This window comes from Bradyrhizobium nitroreducens, from assembly GCF_002776695.1.
Taxonomy (GTDB): Bacteria; Pseudomonadota; Alphaproteobacteria; order Rhizobiales; family Xanthobacteraceae; genus Bradyrhizobium; species Bradyrhizobium nitroreducens.
On record NZ_LFJC01000003.1, the window covers coordinates 2,901,658 to 2,920,137 of the forward strand.

At 65.9% G+C, this 18,480-nt stretch carries 16 protein-coding genes; 5 read left to right on the top strand and 11 right to left on the bottom strand.

Annotated features, from left to right (window positions below):
- The 10 genes from TSA1_RS14250 to sdhC all read right to left on the bottom strand — a co-directional run.
- Positions 1 to 2,127, bottom strand: a 2,127-nt coding sequence (locus TSA1_RS14250; RefSeq protein WP_100181118.1) for an OmpA family protein, incomplete at its 3' end; no start/stop codon positions are given.
- Between the two features lie 167 nt (positions 2,128 to 2,294).
- Positions 2,295 to 2,537, bottom strand: a complete 243-nt coding sequence (locus tag TSA1_RS14255; protein ID WP_174718902.1) for a hypothetical protein — start codon at positions 2,535 to 2,537, stop codon at positions 2,295 to 2,297.
- A gap of 83 nt (positions 2,538 to 2,620) precedes the next feature.
- Positions 2,621 to 3,007 carry a VOC family protein gene (locus TSA1_RS14260; protein ID WP_100181119.1) on the bottom strand — a complete coding sequence of 129 codons (387 nt, stop codon included), beginning with the start codon at positions 3,005 to 3,007 and terminating at the stop codon, positions 2,621 to 2,623.
- 24 nt (positions 3,008 to 3,031) lie between these two features.
- Entirely contained in the window at positions 3,032 to 3,856 is an 825-nt protein-coding gene (locus tag TSA1_RS14265) for an FkbM family methyltransferase (protein ID WP_174718903.1), read from the bottom strand.
- A 230-nt stretch (positions 3,857 to 4,086) separates the two neighbouring features.
- The gene (locus TSA1_RS14270; protein WP_100176932.1) at positions 4,087 to 6,039 is read right to left on the bottom strand and encodes an ABC transporter ATP-binding protein/permease; all 1,953 of its coding nucleotides are present in this window, start codon (positions 6,037 to 6,039) and stop codon (positions 4,087 to 4,089) included.
- 53 nt (positions 6,040 to 6,092) lie between these two features.
- A complete protein-coding gene (locus TSA1_RS14275; protein ID WP_100176933.1) occupies positions 6,093 to 8,261 on the bottom strand; it encodes a hybrid sensor histidine kinase/response regulator in 2,169 nt (722 codons plus the stop codon).
- Between the two features lie 189 nt (positions 8,262 to 8,450).
- Positions 8,451 to 9,233, bottom strand: a complete 783-nt coding sequence (locus TSA1_RS14280) for a succinate dehydrogenase iron-sulfur subunit (protein WP_100176934.1) — start codon at positions 9,231 to 9,233, stop codon at positions 8,451 to 8,453.
- A gap of 103 nt (positions 9,234 to 9,336) precedes the next feature.
- The gene (sdhA, locus tag TSA1_RS14285) at positions 9,337 to 11,172 is read right to left on the bottom strand and encodes a succinate dehydrogenase flavoprotein subunit (protein WP_100176935.1); all 1,836 of its coding nucleotides are present in this window, start codon (positions 11,170 to 11,172) and stop codon (positions 9,337 to 9,339) included.
- Between the two features lie 3 nt (positions 11,173 to 11,175).
- Positions 11,176 to 11,580, bottom strand: a complete 405-nt coding sequence (sdhD, locus tag TSA1_RS14290) for a succinate dehydrogenase, hydrophobic membrane anchor protein (protein ID WP_100176936.1) — start codon at positions 11,578 to 11,580, stop codon at positions 11,176 to 11,178.
- Positions 11,577 to 11,975, bottom strand: coding sequence for a succinate dehydrogenase, cytochrome b556 subunit (gene sdhC / locus TSA1_RS14295; protein ID WP_097660601.1), 399 nt, complete (start codon positions 11,973 to 11,975; stop codon positions 11,577 to 11,579). The genes sdhD and sdhC overlap by 4 nt, the downstream gene beginning before the upstream one ends.
- Before the next feature lie 521 nt (positions 11,976 to 12,496).
- Here sdhC and TSA1_RS14300 point away from each other — a divergent pair.
- Positions 12,497 to 13,357: a sulfite exporter TauE/SafE family protein gene (locus tag TSA1_RS14300; RefSeq protein ID WP_100176937.1), complete on the top strand. Its 861-nt coding sequence runs from the start codon at positions 12,497 to 12,499 to the stop codon at positions 13,355 to 13,357.
- A gap of 182 nt (positions 13,358 to 13,539) precedes the next feature.
- Here the strand turns inward: TSA1_RS14300 and TSA1_RS14305 are convergent, their stop codons facing one another.
- Positions 13,540 to 15,069, bottom strand: coding sequence for a malonate--CoA ligase (locus TSA1_RS14305; protein ID WP_100176938.1), 1,530 nt, complete (start codon positions 15,067 to 15,069; stop codon positions 13,540 to 13,542).
- A gap of 95 nt (positions 15,070 to 15,164) precedes the next feature.
- Here TSA1_RS14305 and TSA1_RS14310 point away from each other — a divergent pair, with 95 nt between their 5' ends.
- The 4 genes from TSA1_RS14310 to TSA1_RS14325 all read left to right on the top strand — a co-directional run bounded on the left by TSA1_RS14310 (position 15,165) and on the right by TSA1_RS14325 (position 18,474).
- A complete protein-coding gene (locus TSA1_RS14310) occupies positions 15,165 to 15,926 on the top strand; it encodes an SDR family oxidoreductase (protein ID WP_100176939.1) in 762 nt (253 codons plus the stop codon).
- Positions 15,927 to 16,297: 371 nt separating this feature from the next.
- Positions 16,298 to 16,852 carry a fasciclin domain-containing protein gene (locus TSA1_RS14315; protein WP_097660605.1) on the top strand — a complete coding sequence of 185 codons (555 nt, stop codon included), beginning with the start codon at positions 16,298 to 16,300 and terminating at the stop codon, positions 16,850 to 16,852.
- A 195-nt stretch (positions 16,853 to 17,047) separates the two neighbouring features.
- Positions 17,048 to 17,677: a cytochrome b/b6 domain-containing protein gene (locus TSA1_RS14320; protein ID WP_100176940.1), complete on the top strand. Its 630-nt coding sequence runs from the start codon at positions 17,048 to 17,050 to the stop codon at positions 17,675 to 17,677.
- Between the two features lie 14 nt (positions 17,678 to 17,691).
- Positions 17,692 to 18,474, top strand: coding sequence for a molybdopterin-binding protein (locus tag TSA1_RS14325; protein ID WP_100176941.1), 783 nt, complete (start codon positions 17,692 to 17,694; stop codon positions 18,472 to 18,474).
- The last annotated feature ends 6 nt before the right edge of the window (positions 18,475 to 18,480 follow it).

Genomic DNA, 18,480 nt, shown 5'->3' on the forward strand with positions numbered 1-18,480 from the left:
CCGCGGCGGCGCGGTGCCGGGCGGGGGTGGCGGCAGCGAGGCCTGGCCGCCGTTGAGCAGCGGCGTGATGTTGCGGATGGTGACGCGACGGTTGATCGCGCTCGGCCCCTGCGTCTGCTCCTTCAGATATTGCTCACCATAGCCCTGCGAGGTCAGGTTCTCGGCGGGCACGCCGAATTGCTGCGTCAGCAATTCGGCCGCAGCCTGCGCGCGACGGTCCGACAATGAGAGATTGTCGACCTCGTTGCCGACCGCGTCGGTGTGTCCCTCGATCAGGAAGACCTCGCGCGGATTGCGCTGGATCGCCTGGTTGAGGCCGTCGGCAATCACCTGCAGCCGGGCCGCCTGGTCCGGCGGGATGGTCCACGATCCCGTCTCGAAGATGATCGTGTTGACGTCGATGCTCGGCATCTGCATGCGAACATTGGGGCTGTAGCGGATCTCGTCGAGCGAGTAACGCCGATCGATCCGCTGCACCGGTGGCGCCACCATGGTCTGGTAGATGACGTCAGGCGACGCTTCCTGGGCGTCGACGATGTAGCGATCGTAGGGGATGTTCACGACCGGCGGCGGCACGTCGACATAGAAGCCGCCGACCGCGCGCGGATCGCGATAGGTGTTGTCGATGATGATGAGCTCGCGGCCGCGGGGATCCCTGCGGATGCGTCGCATCAGCCGGCCATCGGCGCCGACGACGGTGATGATCTCGCTGCCGTCGGGACGGATGACGACCGTGCGGGTCTCGCCGCCGACGGTGTCGGTGCGGATGTCACGGGCGCCGTAGCGGAAGCGATAGAGATCGTTGCCACGGACATAGGCCTGCCCGCCCGGATCGCGGATGATGATGCGGTCCGGCTCGGTGTAGACGGTGCGTCCACCCTCGATGGTCTCGCGACGCTGACTGTGGAGGTCGGCGATGGTGGCACCGAGGACTGCGCCGGCCACGACGCCCGCACCGACCGCGAGCGGTGTCAGGTCACGCTGCGGCGGACGCGGCGCGGGCGGCAAGGGTGCGGCAATCGTCGGCGCGGCCCTGAAGGCGGGCGCAATCGTCGGTGTCGCGTATTGCTTTCGGTCTGGCGGCGGCGTTGCTGCCGCCGAACCGGGGACGACCGACGGTGCCACGGCGCCGGCGGGAGGCGCCGGCGGCCGTGGCGGAGCGCCAGCTTGCGGGGACGCCGGCGGAGTTCCGGCGGCGGGCCCGCCCGCAGGAGGCGTTGCGCCTTGTTGGCCGGGTGCCGGCGTCGCAGTCGGGGCCGGGGTCGCGCCAGGAGCTGGTGCTGCACCTGGGCGTCCGGGCGTCGGCGTGCCGCCAGGAGTCGGCGTCGCTGCCGGAGCCGGCGCAGCACCAGGAGCCGGTGATCCCGCCGGGGGAGGAGGCGCGCCAGGGCGGCCGGGCGGCGGTGTACCGGGGCGCCCTGCCGGCGATCCGCCGGGCGTGCTGCCAGGTGCCGGCGTTGCGGTCGGCGCAGGCGTTGCCGTCGGTGCGGGCGTCGCTGTCGGCGCGGGAGTCGCTGCGGGCGCAGGCGCGCCGGGGCGGACCGCGGGTGCTGCCGTCGGGGCAGGCGGCGTTGCCGTGGGCGCAGGTGCGGGCCGGGCCGGGGGAGTCGCTGCCGGAGGTGGCGGAGGCGGCGGAGGTGTCGGAGTCGGGCGAGCCGCAGGCGGCGGCGTCGGAGCCGGCCGTGCTGCGGGCGGTGCGGGAGGCGGCGGTGTCGGGGCATGCTGCTGCGGAGCCGCGGCCGGAGGCGGCGACGGCTGCTTCGGCGCGGCAGGCGGCGGGGGTGGCGGCGGCGGAGCCGGCCGAGCCGCAGGGGGCGGCGGAGGCGGCGCGGCTGGGCGCGGCGGTGCGGCCGCGGGCGGCGGCGCTGCGGGCGGATGGGGAGGTGCAGCCGCGGGCGGCGGTGCAGCCGCGGGCGGCGGTGCAGCCGGGCGCGCGGGTGCCGCAGGCGGCGCGGCCGCTGGCGGTCCCTTCGGCGGCTGCTTCGGTTTTCCGTCAGGGCCCGTGTCTTGCGGCTGGGCCTGCGCGACCACGAACGGCGAAGCGCCTTGCGCATGCGATGCGGTGTTGGCCAATTGCATCGCGGTAAGAGCCGTGGTCGCGAGCAGCACGAAACGAAGGTTGGTCATGGCGGTGAACTTCCCCGGAAGGTTCTTTGACGAAGTGATGTGATGAACGGCTACGCGTTAGGCCGCATTGTGGCAGGCGAAGCAGTCGCGGCCCGATTTATTTCTTCACGCAAATCGACTCACTATGATGACGTTCATTGCGCATTCAGACGTCGGTTGCAATCGCCTCATATGTGATTGCGCGGCGGCATTGCGTCCGTCGCGGGATTGGGCGTGAGCGGACCGTTCGGCCCGCGCGGCGGAATCTCTTCAGGCACGCGGCCCGGCAATTCGTCGGGTCGCGGAGATTCGCCGGGCTCGCGCACCGGCGGCGTGATTTCGGGCTGCGGATTGCCGGGCGGAATTCCCGGCGGCGGCTCGGTCGGAGTGCCCGGTGTCGACGGCGGAATCTCGGGCGGTTCGATCGGCATCGGCATCATCGAGATCGTTGTCCAGAGAACGATAACGACGTTGCCGTGCCGATGTTCCGCCTCGCTTCGTTTCGAAGCGTGCTCTATTCGGGCAGATGACAGACAGCCTCGATGTTGTGGCCGTCAGGATCGAGCACGAACGCGCCATAGTAATTCGCGTGATAATGCGGGCGGAGACCGGGAGGTCCGTTGTCGCGACCACCGGCCGCGATCGCAGCCTCGTAGAAGGCATCCACGGTGGCGCGGTCCTTGGTGGCGATCGCGATGTGCACCGGCTTGTTCATCGCGCCTTCGCCGCCGAACCAGAGATCCGGCTTGCCGTCGGCGCCGAAACCCGCGGCCGCAGCATGACCGGTCTGCTCCGCCGTGACCTCCATGATCAGGCCGTAGCCGAGCGGAGCCAGCGCCTTCGCATAAAACGCCTTTGCGCGCTCGTAGTCGGAGACCGAGAAACCCAGATGGTCGATCATCACAACCTCCCTTGCTTGTCCCTGTCAGCGCGACAGGAATGTGTTGCTTCGTGTCTTGCGCGCGACCTTGAAGCCGCGTGCGACCATGTCGGCAATACAATCCTGCTGCCACTCGTTTTGTGACAGATGCTCGATCACCACCGCGCGCGGCCACAGCGATTGCGGCGCGTCGCGGAAGAAGCCGATCAGAACGCGGTCCTCAAAACCCTCGACGTCGATCTTGAGCGAATCGACCTCGGTGACGCCGGCCTCGTCCAGAATCCTTGTCAGCCGCAGCGACGGCACCCTGATCGCGTCCGCGCTGGCCGTTCCGGTGACGACATGCGTGGCGCCGAGATTGCCGCCGCCGCTCTCGATCATCAGCTCGCCGTCGTTGTCGCCGGCCGCAGCTTGCACCAGGCGCACTTGCGCCGTCTTCGATGCGGCATGGTTGAAGGACAGTCGTCCAAACGTCAGCGGATGCGGCTCGATTGCGACCACTTTGCCTGTGGCGCCGACCTGCTGCGCCATCACCAGTGCAAAGGTGCCGACATTGGCGCCGACGTCGACGAAGGTGCCGCCCGAACGGGTGTGCTGGCGCAGGAAGTCGAGCTCGTCGAGATTATAGTCGGGATTTAACATCGCGCCGCGTTCGGTCGCGCTGCCCTGGTGATGGAGGCGGAACGAGGCGCCCTGATATTTCACGTCGACTGGGCCGCCGCGCAGCAGATTGACCAGCCGCGACAGCCACGGACGGAATGCACCGCGTTTCAGCCCCGACTGCTGTGCGAGGCGAATGATCGCAGCCTGCGCCGCATTCGGCGCAAACGCGCCGAATGGCGCGGACGAAGAGGTATTGTCAGTCGTCAAGCAGCGGATCCTCGTTGCAAGCGGCGCATGCATAGCCGGTTTTGGCGGGGACTCCAACGCCGGATAACCGGGTCGTCCCGGGGCGCGAAGCGAACCCGGGATCCATAACCCCAGGGAGAAGTGTGACGCGAGACGCCCACTCCGAGTCGTCGTCAAACCTCTCCCTGTGGGTATGGATCCCGGATCTGCGCTCCGCTTCGCTGCGCTTGTCCGGGACGACGGAGAAAACCTCACGCCGCCTTCTTCGGTGCCTTGCGCTGCCGCAAAAATCGCCCGAGCAGCCTGCGCTTGCCCTTGCGCGGGATCAGGTCGATGTCGCTGACGAGCTTGGCGCCGCCCTTGCGGCGCTCAAGTACGATCTTGCGGCTGTGGAAGGCCTCGAGCTCGGCGCGATGCGCGACGCTGACGATGGTCGCCTTCGGTAATTCGTCGGTGACCATCCGCATCATCTTGTCCTGGCTTTTCTCGTCGAGCGCCGAGGTGGCCTCGTCCAGCACGACGATGTCGGGGTTGTGCAGCAACAGCCGCGCGAAGGCGAGGCGCTGCTTCTCGCCGCCGGATAACGTCTGGTCCCAGGGACCTTCCTCCTCGATCTTCTGCTTGAGATGGTCGAGGCCGACCTTGTGCAGGGCCTCGCCGATCTCCTCGACGGTCCAGTCCTCCTCGGCGCCGGGATAGGCGACGGCGCGGCGCAGCGAGCCTGATGGCACGTAGGGCCGCTGCGGCAGCATGAACAGCCGCCGGTCCGGATGGAAATTGACGCTGCCGCCGCCCCATGGCCAGAGCCCTGCGATGGCGCGCACCAGCGTGCTCTTGCCGGTGCCGGATTCGCCGGCAACCAGCAGCCGCTCGCCGGGCTCGATCGCGACCTCGGTCTCGCCGACCACGGCGGTGCCGTCGTCGAGCGTGACGGAAAGATCGTTGAGCTCCAGCATCGTCTCGTTGCGGGTCTCGCCGCGCTTGATGCGGCCGAGACCGTCGCCCTGCTCGGCGCGCTCGAGGCCGTCGAGCGACATCATCAACGAGGCGATGCGGCGGGCGCACGCATTCCAGTCGGCGAGCCGCGGATAATTGTCGACCAGCCAGCCGAACGCGCTTTGCACGATGGTGAAGGCGGAGGCCGCCTGCATCACCTGTCCCAGCGTCATGGAGCCGTCGAGGAATTTTGGCGCGCAGAGCAGGAGAGGGACCACGGGCGCAACGAGGCTCGATCCCTGCGACACCAGCGTGGTGCGCATGTGCTGGCCGGCGAGCCGCGCCCACTGCCTGAGCACGTTGGTGAAGTTGCGATCGATGCCCTCGCGCTCTTCCTCCTCGCCGCCGAGCAGGGCGATGCTCTCGCCGTTTTCGCGCACGCGCGTCAGCGTGTAGCGGAAATCGGCCTCGGCCTGGTTCTTGTCCTCGGAGACCTGCACGAATTGCCGGCCGATCACCAGGATCGAGCCCGAGGCGATTGCGGCGTAAAGCATCGCGGCGATCACGAGGAATCCCGGGATGGTGATGGTCGAGCCACCGAGCGTGACGGTGAGCGCACCGCCGATGGTCCAGAGCACGACGATGAAGGTCGCGGCCGACAGCAATGCCGAGGTGACGCCGGCGAGAAAATCGACTGGCGAGTCGGTCGCGATGCGCAAATCCTCGGCGATCCGGTATTCCGGATTCTTGTGGTCGCCCTCGACGAGATTGAGCTGGTAATAGCGCCCGTTCTTCAGCCAGCGCGTCAGCACGCTCGCCGTCAGCCAGGCCCGCCAGCGCCGCTGGATGCCCATCCGCGCGAACACCTGCACGACGCCGAGCACGATGCTGCCGATCGCGAGCGGAAAGAACATCGCAGTGAGATGAAACACGCTTGCCGCGTCGCGCTTCTCGATCGCGTCGAAGATCGCTCTGTTCCAGACATTGATGCCGTACTGGAAGCCGACGGTGAGGATGATCAGCAGGCCGAGACCGATTGAGAACGGCCAGGCAAGGCGATCGCCGCTACGTCCCCAGAAGCCGCGTGCGCTGATCCAGAACCGCGTCAGCAGATAGTCCTTGCGGGCCTGCTCGGCCTCCTCGGGCGAGAGTTCCGGGTCGGGCTCGAGCAGCTCCGGGGGCGGCGGTGCGACCTCATCGCCATTCTCACCCTTGATCCCAATGATGGGCGGTTTGTCCTGTTCGCGCTTTGCGGCCGGCTTGTTCATGCGCGGACAACGCGAGAGAAATCAACCGGTTCCCTCGGGTTCCCGCAACCGCCCTATTCGGCGGCGCCGTTCTGGACGCGCCGGGTCCGGCCGGCGCGATGCAGAACACGTGACAATTCCTCGATGGAATAGGGCTTTTGCACCAGGTCGAAGCCGGCCGCGCCATCTTGCGACAGCGCCTGGCTGTAGCCCGTCGTCAGCACGACGGGCACGTCGATGTCGCGGTCGCGGATGGCCTGCGCCAGATCAAGCCCGGTCATGCCAGGCATCACCACGTCGGAGAACACGACGTCGAAGCGATCGGCGTCCATGACGAGCTCGGCGAGGGCATCGGTCGCATTGTCGACCAGCGTGATGCTGTAACCGAGCTCGGTGAGACCATCGGCGGCGAAATTGGCCAGCTCGATATTGTCCTCGACCAGCAGCACCGAGATGCCGCTGCCGGCCACCGCCGGCGCCGTGTTGGGCGCCTGCCGCTGCGGCAGCAGGTCCGGCGGCACGCGCGGCAGGTAGAGCGAGAAGGTGCTGCCGTGCCCCAGCTCGCTCGTGACCGTCACCTCGCCGCCGGATTGCCGGGCGAAGCCGAACACCTGAGACAGGCCGAGGCCGGTGCCGTGGCCGACCTGCTTGGTGGTGAAGAACGGCTCGAAGATGCGCCCCAATCGGGCAGCGGGAATGCCGATGCCGGTGTCGCTGACGGTCACGCTGACGAAGCCGCGGTTTGCCGAGATCTGGCTTGCCGAAGTCTGGCTACCCGAGGTGTCGGCCAGCGTATCGGGAACGGTCGTCGCGGGCTCGACCTTGAAACTGATTCTACCTTTGCCCTGCATGGCATCGCGCGCATTGGTCGCCATGTTGATCAGCGCCGTCTCGAACTGGCCGGCATCGGCACGGACGAGGCAGGGCTCCGTGGGCAGACGCATGGCGATCTCGATGGCCGGCCCCAGCAGGGGCGCAAGCATGTCGTGCAGCGCCTGCATCCGTTCGCCGACGTCGAACACCTCCGGCTTCAGGGGCTGACGCCGCGCAAAGGCGAGCAGCTGCGAGGTCAGCTTGGCCGCGCGGGCCACCGCGTCCGCGATCGCGGTAATGTAGCGCTGGCGCCGCTCCTCCGTCAGTTGCGGCCGGTTCAAGAGGTCGACGGAGGCGCGGATCACCGTCAGCAGATTGTTGAAATCGTGCGCGACGCCGCCGGTGAGCTGTCCGAGCGCCTCCAGGCGCTGGCTGTGCTTGAGCGCCTCCTCGGCCTCGCGCCGTTTTGCGGCTTCGGCCTGGAGGTGCTGGGTGCGCCGGAACGCCAGCGCCAGCAGCAGGAACAGCAGCGCGGTGGCGGGGATGCCGAACACCAGATGCTGGCCCATGGTGGCCAGCCAGCGCGCGCGGATCGCCGAGGTCTCGAGCCCGGCGCTGACATAGATCGGGTATTCGGCGATGCGCCGGTAGCCGATGCGGCGCTCGATCCCGTCCGATGGCCAGGCGACGGTGATGAGCCCGCGCTCGGGGCGCGCCGCGATTTCCCGGCCGACCGGTCCGGTCGGATCGAGCCTGAGGTCGCGGTCGAGCCGCGGGAAATGCGTGAGCATCGCACCGTCGGTGCGGCCCATCGCGAAGAAGCTGCCGGGATCTGATCCGATCCTGGCGTAGAAGCTCTCGAAATATTCGGGGAGGACCGAGGCCTGGATCACGCCGATGAAACGGCCGTCGTCGGAGTCGCGGCGGCGGCTGACCCCGAAGAAGCGGGCGCCCTGATAGGGCGGACGGGGCGTCAGCGCCGTGCCGATGAAGGTGCCGATGGCCTGGTCGACATGGGCATAGAAATAGTCGCGGTCTGCAAAGCTCAGCTCCGGCGGCGGCGAGACGAGGCTGTTGACCAGCGCTTTCCCGTCAGCGTCGAAGATCCAGGCCGATTTGAGCTGCGGCAGCGAATCGCTCAGCCGCTTCAGGCGGCGGTGCAGCGCCGGCTCGCGCGCGCGGATGGTGTCGTCGGACAGGCCGCGGGCCACCTCGTTGAGCTCGGCGAGGCTGCGATCGATGGTCTCGAACACCTTGAGCGCATGCTCATGCACGACGTCGAGCGTGCGCCCGATCTCCCGGTCGGCGACGTCCCTGGTCGAGGTGTAGGAGATCGCGGCGGTGATCACGAACAGCGCAACCGGCAGCGCCAGGGATGCCGCCATCATCCACTGCAACAGCTTCAGCGAGTTGCGTTGCGCCCTCTGCACAGTCGCTCCGTCCCTGACGGGAGCTTAACTGAATCTCGCGAAGGGAAGGAAGCAGCTTGTGCGGGAACCGTTGGTTGTAGACCGAAAGTTTGCGCGCGCAGCGGGTCGGAGAAAATTCTCCTCGAATTGACCGCGATTGGGGAATGTCCCGGCCAGTGCGGCCGGGACGGAAAGCGCAAATCTCGTGCTTTAGATCTGGCGCTCGACCATCTTGAGCTTGAGCTCGGCGATGGCTTCCGCGGGGTTCAGCCCCTTCGGACAGGCCTTGGCGCAGTTCATGATGGTGTGGCAGCGATAGAGCCGGAACGGGTCCTCGAGATTGTCGAGCCGCTCGCCGGTCGCTTCATCCCGCGAATCCGAGACCCAGCGGTTGGCCTGGAGCAGGGCGGCGGGGCCGAGATAGCGGTCGCTGTTCCACCAATAGCTCGGGCACGAGGTCGAGCAGCAGGCGCACAGGATGCATTCGTAGAGGCCGTCGAGCTTCTCGCGGTCTTCGTGGGTCTGGCGCCATTCCTTCTGCGGCGTCGGCGAGGTCGTCTTCAGCCACGGCTCGACGGAGGCGTATTGCGCGTAGAAATTGGTGAGATCAGGGACGAGGTCCTTCACCACCGGCTGGTGCGGCAGCGGATTGACCTTCACCGCGCCGTCCTTCACGTCGTGCATCGAGCGGGTGCATGCCAGCGTGTTCTGGCCGTCGATGTTCATGGCGCAGGAGCCGCAGACGCCTTCGCGGCAGGAGCGGCGGAAGGTCAGCGACGGGTCGATGTGGTTCTTGATCCAGATCAGGCCGTCCAGCACCATCGGACCGCAATCATTGGTGTCGACGTAATAGGTGTCGACGCTCGGATTCTTGCCGTCGTCCGGATTCCAGCGATAGACCTTGAACTCGCGAACCTCGGTCGCGCCCGCGGGCTTCGGCCAGGTCTTGCCGCCTGATATCTTGGAGTTCTTGGGAAGTGCGAATTCAACCATTGCTCTAACCTTTCGTCATCCCGGGGCATGCGAAGCGTGAACCCGGGATCTCGAGATTCCGGGTTCGCCCTTCGGGCGCCCCGGAATGACGGCTACTGTTCGATCAGTACACGCGCGCTTTCGGCGGGATGTACTGCACGTCGTTGGTCATGGTGTAGTCGTGAACCGGGCGGTACTCGATCTTGACCTTGCCGGCATCGTCCAGCCAGGCCAGCGTGTGCTTCATCCAGTTCTTGTCGTCGCGCTCGGAGAAGTCCTCGCGGGCATGGGCGCCGCGGCTCTCGGTGCGGTTGGCGGCCGAGTTCATCGTCACCACCGCCTGCGAGATCAGGTTGTCGAATTCGAGCGTCTCGACGAGATCCGAATTCCACACCAGCGAACGGTCGGACACGGCGATGTCGGTGATGCCGCTGTGGACCTTCGCGATCAGGTTCTGGCCTTCGCTCAGGACTTCACCGGTGCGGAACACCGCGCAATTGGTCTGCATCACGTTCTGCATGCCTTCGCGCAGTTTCGCGGTCGGCGTGCCGCCGGAGGCGTAGCGGTAATGGTCGAGCCGGCCGAGCGCGAGGTCGGCCGAGTTGGCCGGCAGCTCCGGCTGCTTGGCGTTCGGCGTCAGCTTCTCGGCGAGGCGGAGCGCGGCGGCGCGGCCGAACACCACGAGGTCGATCAGCGAGTTGGAGCCGAGGCGGTTGGCGCCGTGCACCGAGACGCAGGCGGCTTCGCCGATCGCCATCAGGCCCGGAATGATCGCGTTGTCGTCGCCGTCCTTCTTGGTCAGCACCTCGCCGTGATAGTTCGTGGGGATGCCGCCCATGTTGTAGTGCACGGTCGGCACGATCGGAATCGGCTCGCGCGTCACGTCGACATTGGCGAAGATCTTTGCGGATTCGGAGATCCCCGGCAGGCGTTCGGCGAGCACCGCGGGATCGAGATGGTCGAGATGAAGGAAGATGTGGTCCTTCTTCTTGCCGACGCCGCGTCCCTCGCGGATCTCGATGGTCATCGCGCGCGAGACGACGTCGCGCGAAGCGAGGTCCTTGGCGGATGGCGCGTAGCGCTCCATGAAGCGCTCGCCCTCGGAGTTGACGAGATAGCCGCCTTCGCCGCGGGCGCCCTCGGTGACGAGGCAGCCCGAGCCGTAGATGCCGGTCGGGTGGAACTGGACGAACTCCATGTCCTGCATCGGCAGACCGGCGCGCAGCACCATGCCGCCGCCGTCGCCGGTGCAGGTGTGCGCCGAGGTGCAGGAGGCGTAGGCGCGGCCGTAGCCGCCGGTGGCGAGGATCACGGTCTGGGCGCGGAAGCGGTGCAGCGTGCCGTCGTCGAGCTTGAGCGCGATGACGCCGCGGCAGGTGCCCTGGTCGTCCATGATCAGATCGATGGCGAAGAACTCGATGAAGAACTCGGCCGCGTGACGCAGCGACTGGCCGTACATCGTGTGCAGCATGGCGTGACCGGTGCGGTCGGCAGCGGCGCAGGTGCGCTGCGCCTGGCCCTTGCCGTACTCCATGGTCATGCCGCCGAACGGACGCTGGTAGATCTTGCCGTCCTCGGTGCGCGAGAACGGCACGCCCCAATGCTCGAGCTCGTAGACCGCGTCGGGTGCGTTGCGCACCATGTATTCGATCGCGTCCTGGTCGCCGAGCCAGTCCGACCCCTTCACGGTGTCGTACATGTGCCAGCGCCAGTCGTCCTTGTGCATGTTGCCGAGCGAAGCCGAGATGCCGCCCTGCGCCGCGACCGTGTGCGAGCGGGTCGGGAACACTTTCGTGATGCAGGCCGTGCGCAGGCCCGCTTCGCTGCAGCCGACCACGGCGCGCAGGCCAGCGCCGCCGGCGCCGACCACGACGACGTCGTAGGTGTGGTCTTCGATCGGATAGGCTTTGCCGTTGGTGGCGGGAGCGCCGTTGCCCGAGCCATTCGTTGTGGTGGCCATGGGTTACACTCCGGAGGAAAGTTTCAGGATCGCGTAGGTCGAGGCGAGCGCCACGGCGACCGAGAAGAAGTTGTTGAGCATGACCGAGACGAGTTTCAGCTTCTCGTTATGGACGTAGTCCTCGATCACCACCTGCATGCCGATCTTCATGTGCCAGGCGCTGGCGAAGATGAACAGCAGCAGGATCACCGCGACGGGAATCGAGCTGAGGATCTGCGCTGCGCCGACCTGGTTGCGGCCGAGCAGCATCATGATGATCACCAGGACCGGGATCATCAGCAGCGTCATGGCGACGCCGGTGATGCGCTGGCGCCAGAAATCGGACGTGCCCGAATGCGCGGCGCCGAGATTGCGGACGCGGCCGAGCGGGGTGCGCATGCTGCGCTTGGGCGTATCGGTCGCGCTCATCGTCCGCCTCCGATCGCATAGGCGATGATCCAGATCAGCACCGTCAGTGCGATGCCGCCGATCAGCGCGCCCCAGGTCAGCGCTTCGCGCTCATTGGCCTTGAAGCCGTAGCCGAGGTCCCAGACGAAATGCCGGATGCCGCTCAGCATGTGGTGCATCAGCGCCCAGGTGTAGCCGAACACGATCAGGCGGCCGATGATGCTGCCGGCAAAGGCCTGGACGTGGGCATAGGCGGCCGGGCCGGAGGCCGCCGCAACCAGCCACCAGACCAGCAGCAGCGTTCCGACGTAAAGGGCGATGCCGGTGGCGCGATGGACGATGGACAGCGCCATCGTCAGCGTCCAGCGGTAGACTTGCATGTGTGGTGAAAGCGGTCGTTCGATCCGTGCGGTCATGGGCTTTGATGTTGTGTGGCGGCCCAGCAGAGGGCGCGCGGGGATCGCGAAAGGTCGGCTCTATTTACGGAGTCGATTTGCCCTGCGCAATCTCCAAATTGCCATAAATCGAACCGGCGTTCAGCTCTAGACCCTTGATGAAACAAGGCCAATCAGGGTCTTGGTATACCAGAGCGGCTGTATGCCGAGTAAAAACAGAACAGCTATTCATCTCTTGTGGCAACGGCCCGGGCGCGTTGAAATCACTATTGGAACGGCTCTAACCCGCTCCGAGCCGTCGGGCGTTCGAACCAGTCAGTTCACACCGCCAAGGGCCGACCGGCCGGCCGACCCGACACGAGCGATTTCCGTCATGCGCACTCATTTTTCGCATCGCGGGCGGATATGCGCAGCCTGCATTCCACCCAAGACCGGCGACGCGGCGGTCGACCGTGCAAATCAGATCGCCTACAGCTTGGCACGCAGCCATTTCCGGGCGCTCGTTTCGGTCACGCTGCGACCAGTCGCCGGGCAGGTCAGGGGTGATCGCAGGTCTTGATATCAAGGACGTCGTCGAGCTCGCGCTGTTGCTGATCGCAACCGGCGCGCTCTCCGGATTCCTGGCCGGCGTGTTCGGCATCGGGGGCGGCGCGATTCTCGTGCCGGTGTTCTACGAATGCTTCCGCATCGCCGGCGTGCCGCTCGAGGTGCGGATGCCGCTCTGCGTCGGCACCTCGCTCGCGGTGATCATCCCGACCTCGATCCGTTCGTTCCAGGCGCATTACAAGCGCGGCGCCGTCGACTTGGGCGTCCTGCGCGTCTGGTGGCTGCCGATCGTGATCGGCGTCGTCGCCGGCAGCGTGGTCGCGCGCTACGCACCGGAGCGGCTGTTCAAGATCGTGTTCGTCTGCGTCGCCTGGTCGGCCGCGGTGCGGCTGATCTTCGCGCGCGAGGGCTGGAGATTTGGCGATGATTTGCCTGATGGTCCCTTGATGCGGGCCTACGGCTTCTGCGTCGGCATCCTGTCTACCCTGATGGGCATAGGCGGCGGCCTGTTCTCCAACCTCCTGATGACGTTCTACGGCCGGCCGATTCATCAGGCGGTGGCGACCTCGTCGGCGCTCGCGGTGCTGATCTCGATCCCCGGCGCGCTCGGCTATATCTATGCCGGCTGGCCCGCCGCGGCGACCTATCCGTCTGTCGCCGCGCTGCAAGTTCCGTTCGCGCTCGGCTACGTCTCGCTGATCGGCGCCGTGCTGGTGATGCCGATGAGCCTCGTCACGGCACCGCTCGGCGTCAAAGCCGCGCATGCAATGTCGAAGCGAACGCTGGAAGTCGCGTTCGGCTGCTATCTCTTCATCGTCGGCAGCAGGTTCGTGCTGAGCCTGGTGGGCGGGCAGTAAGCGGCTCGAGGCAAAGCGCAGGCCATATGCGCGGTGTCATTGCCCGCGAAGGCGGGCAATCCAGTATTCCAGAGACACCAGTGAATGAGCCGAGAAGCCGCGGCGTATTGGATGCCCGCCTGCGCGGGGCATGCAGCGTGCAGGGTGGAGGCAGATCGCAACAACGCGAACCAAATCGCCCCTCACTTCTTCGCGTAGATGTCCTTGTACGTCTCGCGCAGAATGTTCTTCTGCACTTTGCCCATCGTATTTCGCGGCAGTTCGTCGACAACGAAGACGCGTTTGGGCATCTTGAATTTTGCGAGGCGTCCGTCCAGGCCCTTCAGCACGGCTGCTTCGTCGATGCTCGCGCCGGGCTGGCGCACCAGCACCGCCGTGACGCCCTCGCCGAAATCGGCATGCGGCACCCCGATCACGGCGGATTCGACCACGCCCGGCATGGCGTCGATCTCGCTCTCGATTTCCTTCGGGTACACATTGAAACCGCCGGAGATCACGAGATCCTTGCCGCGGCCGAGGATGTGGACGTAGCCCTTGGTGTCGATCTTGCCGAGGTCGCCGGTGATGAAGAAGCCGTCGTCGCGGAATTCGGACTTGGTCTTCTCCGGCATGCGCCAATAGCCCTTGAAGACGTTCGGCCCCTTGACCTCGATCATGCCGATTTCCTCGCGCGGCAGCTCCTTGCCGGTCTCGGGCTCGGTCACGCGCACGGAAACGCCGGGAAGCGGAAAGCCGACCGCGCCGGGCACGCGCTCGCCGTCATAGGGGTTCGACGTGTTCATGTTGGTCTCGGTCATGCCGTAGCGCTCGAGCACCGCATGCCCCGTGCGCGCCGACCATTCGCGATGGGTCTCCGCCAGCAGCGGCGCCGAACCCGAGATGAACAGACGCATGTGCTTGGTGGTCTCGTGCGACAGCGCGGAATTTTGCAGAAGCCGCGTATAGAAGGTCGGCACGCCCATCAGCACGGTGGCGCGCGCCATCAGCTTGATGATCAGGTCCGGATCGAGCTTCGGCAGGAAGATCATCGAGGCCCGGGCGAACAGCGTCACGTTGGTCGCCACGAACAGGCCGTGGGTGTGATAGATCGGCAGCGCGTGGATCAGGACGTCCTTGTCGGTGAAGCGCCAATAGTCGACGAGCGAGAGCGAGTTCGACGCGAGATTGTCGTGGCTTAGCATCGCGCCCTTGGAGCGGCCGGTGGTGCCCGAGGTGTAGAGGATGGCGGCGAGGTCGTCGTTCGCACGCGGGACGGTTGCGAAATCGGGGCTGGCCTTGTCGGCGGCGTCCGTCAGCGAGCCCTTGCCGTCGGGGCCGAGCGTCTCGACCTTCGCCTTCACCTTGGCGGCGATCGGGGCGAGGCCTTCCGCCTTGGCGGGATCGCACACCACCAGCGACGGCTCGGCGTCGCCGATGAAGTAGTCGAGCTCGTTCAGCGTATAGGCGGTGTTGAGCGGCAGATAGACCGCGCCGGCGCGCACCGTGCCGAGATACAGCACGATATTGGCGACGGATTTCTCGACCTGCACCGCGACGCGATCGCCCGGCTTCACGCCGCGGGCGACCAGCACGTTCGCCATCTGCCCGGCCCGCGCGATCAGATCGCCATAGCTGATGCGGGTGCCGTCCTGCATCTCGATCGCAAGGCGCTTGGGATCGTCGAGGCCGTCGAACAGGCGGGAAAACAGGTTGGCGTTGGCTGCTTGGTTCATGCAAGAATTCCTCGACCGCAAGACTGACAAGGCCGGTCAAAACCGAGGGCTGGATTAGCAAAAACCGCCCCGATGAAGCAACGGAGACAGTTTGCATGACCAGAGTTGGGAAACGCGTGGCCTGGGTCACGGGCGGCGGCAGCGGGATCGGGGAGGCCGGGGCGGAGGCGTTGGCGGCCGATGGCTGGACGGTGGTGGTGTCCGGCCGGCGCCAGGCAGCCCTGGACGACGTGGTCGCGAAGATCACCAGGACGGGCGGCGCAGCCGAGGCGATCGCGCTGGACGTCTCCAACGCGGCAGAGGTCCAGAAGGCCGCCGATCAGATCGTCGCCAGGCACGGCCGCATCGACCTCCTCGTCAACAATGCCGGCATCAATGTTCCCAAGCGCAGCTGGAAGGACATGGAGCTGGAGGGGTGGGACAAGCTGGTCCAGGTCAACCTCAACGGCGTGCTCTATTGCATGCGCGCCGTGCTGCCGACGATGCGCCAGCAGCAGGACGGTGCGATCATCAACGTCTCGTCCTGGGCCGGCCGCCACGTCTCGAAGATGCCGGGGCCGGCCTACACCACGACCAAGCATGCGGTGCTGGCGCTGACCCATTCCTTCAACATGGACGAATGCGTCAACGGCCTGCGCGCCTGCTGCCTGATGCCGGGCGAGGTGGCAACGCCGATTCTCAAATTGCGCCCGGTCGTGCCGAGCGAGGAGGAGCAGGCGAAGATGCTGCAATCCGAGGATCTCGGCCGCACCATCGCATTCATCGCAAGCATGCCGGCGCGCGTCTGCATCAACGAGGTGCTGATCAGCCCGACGCACAATCGCGGCTTCATCCAGACGCCGAACAACAGGGATTGAGGCGAGGCGCGCGTGCCACACATTCGGTGTCATCCCCGCGAACGCGGGGATCCATAACCACAGGCAGATATTGGGGGCGCGACTGGTAACTCCGAGTCTTCGCCAAACAACTCCCTGTGGCTATGGGGCCCGGATCCGCGCTGCGCTTGTCCGGGACGACAGCGGAGTGTGTGGCGCGCGCTCACCGCACGGACACGCCGTCCCGAAGTTTCACCCATCACAAAGAATTTTTCTCCGAAACTGCACCCCAAACCCTCCCGTAGTTCGGTCCAACGACGGCACTGCTGCATCACGCCAAACTGTCGCAGTCGCTGTTGTTGCCCCAACCCAACACCGGCCATGGCCGGCACCAATTCAATCGGGAGACTTCCATGTCGAAGCGCATTGCCTATCTCGCTGCCGCCGCCTTCAGCGCCCTCGCCATCACCGCGACCGTCGTCGCGCCTGTGCGTGCCGAGGAGAAGACCGTCATGGTCGGCGGCGCCGCGATGTTCCCGTCCAAGAACATCGTGCAGAACGCGGTCAACTCGAAGGACCACACCACGCTGGTGGCGGCGGTGAAGGCGGCTGGCCTGGTGCCGACGCTGGAGAGCAAGGGCCCGTTCACGGTGTTCGCGCCGACCAACGCCGCCTTCGGCAAGCTGCCGGCCGGCACCGTCGACAACCTGGTCAAGCCCGAGAACAAGGCGACCCTGACCAAGATCCTCACCTACCACGTCGTGCCCGGCAAGCTCGAGGCCTCCGACCTCACCGACGGCAAGAAGATGAAGACCGCCGAAGGCGAGGAGCTGACGGTCAAGAAGATGGACGGCAAGGTCTGGATCGTCGATGCCAAGGGCGGCACCTCGATGGTGACGATCTCCAACGTCAACCAGTCCAACGGCGTGATCCACGTGGTCGACACCGTCTTGATGCCGGCGTCGTAACACCGCGCGATCCTGTTTCATCCCCGAACAGGATGGTTTCAGACCGCGAGCCGGGGATACCCGGCTCGCTTTTTTGTGACCACAATAGCCTGACGGCATCGATTCCATGGCCGGCGGGGCGTAACGAAAACCGGCGGGCCGGCGTATAATTCCCAACACACGATCCCAGGACGGAACGATCAGGACGGAACCATCATGGCGAGCCTCACAGTCACCGACGAGCAGGTCAGGGCCACCCCGGCCAAAGTGATCCAGCCGGCCTGGGTGCGGGTCATGCACTGGATCAACGCCTTCGCCATGATCCTGATGATCCTGTCGGGCTGGCAGATCTACAACGCCTCGCCGCTGTTCGGCTTCACCTTCCCGCGCGACTACACGCTCGGCGGCTGGCTCGGTGGCGGCCTGCTCTGGCATTTTGCGGCGATGTGGCTGTTGATGGTCAACGGCCTCGCCTATCTCGTCACCGGTTTTGCCACCGGCCGCTTCCGCAAGAAGCTGTTTCCAATCACCCCGTCAGGCGTGCTGCACGACGTCAGGGCCGCCCTGACCTTCAAGCTCGGCCATGACGATCTCACCGTCTACAATTATGTGCAGCGCCTGCTCTATGCCGGCATCATCGTGGTCGGCGTGCTGATCGTGCTCACGGGGCTCGGCATGTGGAAGCCGGTGCAGCTGCATTGGCTGGTCATGCTGTTCGGCGACTACCCGACCGCGCGCTACATCCATTTCTTCTGCATGGCCGCGATCTGCGCGTTTCTCGTCATTCACGTCCTGCTCGCACTCTTGGTGCCGAAGAGCCTGCGCGCGATGATTATCGGCCGTTGATTAGGAGACCCATCATGGCCAAGCGCTCTTTCCTGATCCCAGGCGTCGACAAGCGGCTGCTGATCAAGGACTCCATCAAGACGATGCCCGACGTCACCCGCCGCCGCTTCATCGCGGGCAGTGCCAGTCTCGGCGCCCTGACACTGTTGACCGGCTGCGACGTCGTCGATTCCTCCTCGGCCGAGGAGATGCTGAAGAGCGTCTCGAAGTTCAACGACGCCGTGCAGGCCTTCATCTTCAATCCCGATGCGCTGGCGCCGACCTTCCCCGAGAGCGCGATCACGAAGCCGTTTCCGTTCAACGCCTATTACGATCTCGACGACGCGCCCGACGTCTCGGCTGCGGACTGGAAGCTCGAGGTGCGCGGCCTCGTCGACAACAAGAAATCCTGGACGCTGGACGAGCTCCATAAGCTGCCGCAGGTCACGCAGATCACCCGCCACATCTGCGTCGAGGGCTGGAGCGCGATCGGCAGCTGGACCGGCACGCCGCTGCGCGATTTCCTCAAGCTGATCGGCGCCGACACGCGCGCGAAATACGTCTGGTTCCAGTGCGCCGACAAGGACGGCTACAATTCGCCTTTGGATATGCGCAGCGCCCTGCATCCGCAGACCCAGATGACGTTCAAATACGCGAACGAGATTTTGCCGCGCGCCTACGGCTTCCCGGTGAAGATCCGCGTGCCGACCAAGCTCGGCTTCAAGAACCCGAAATACGTGGTCTCGATGGAAGTCACCAACGACTACAAGGGCGGCTATTGGGAAGACCAGGGGTATAATTCGTTCAGCGGAAGCTGATTGGGG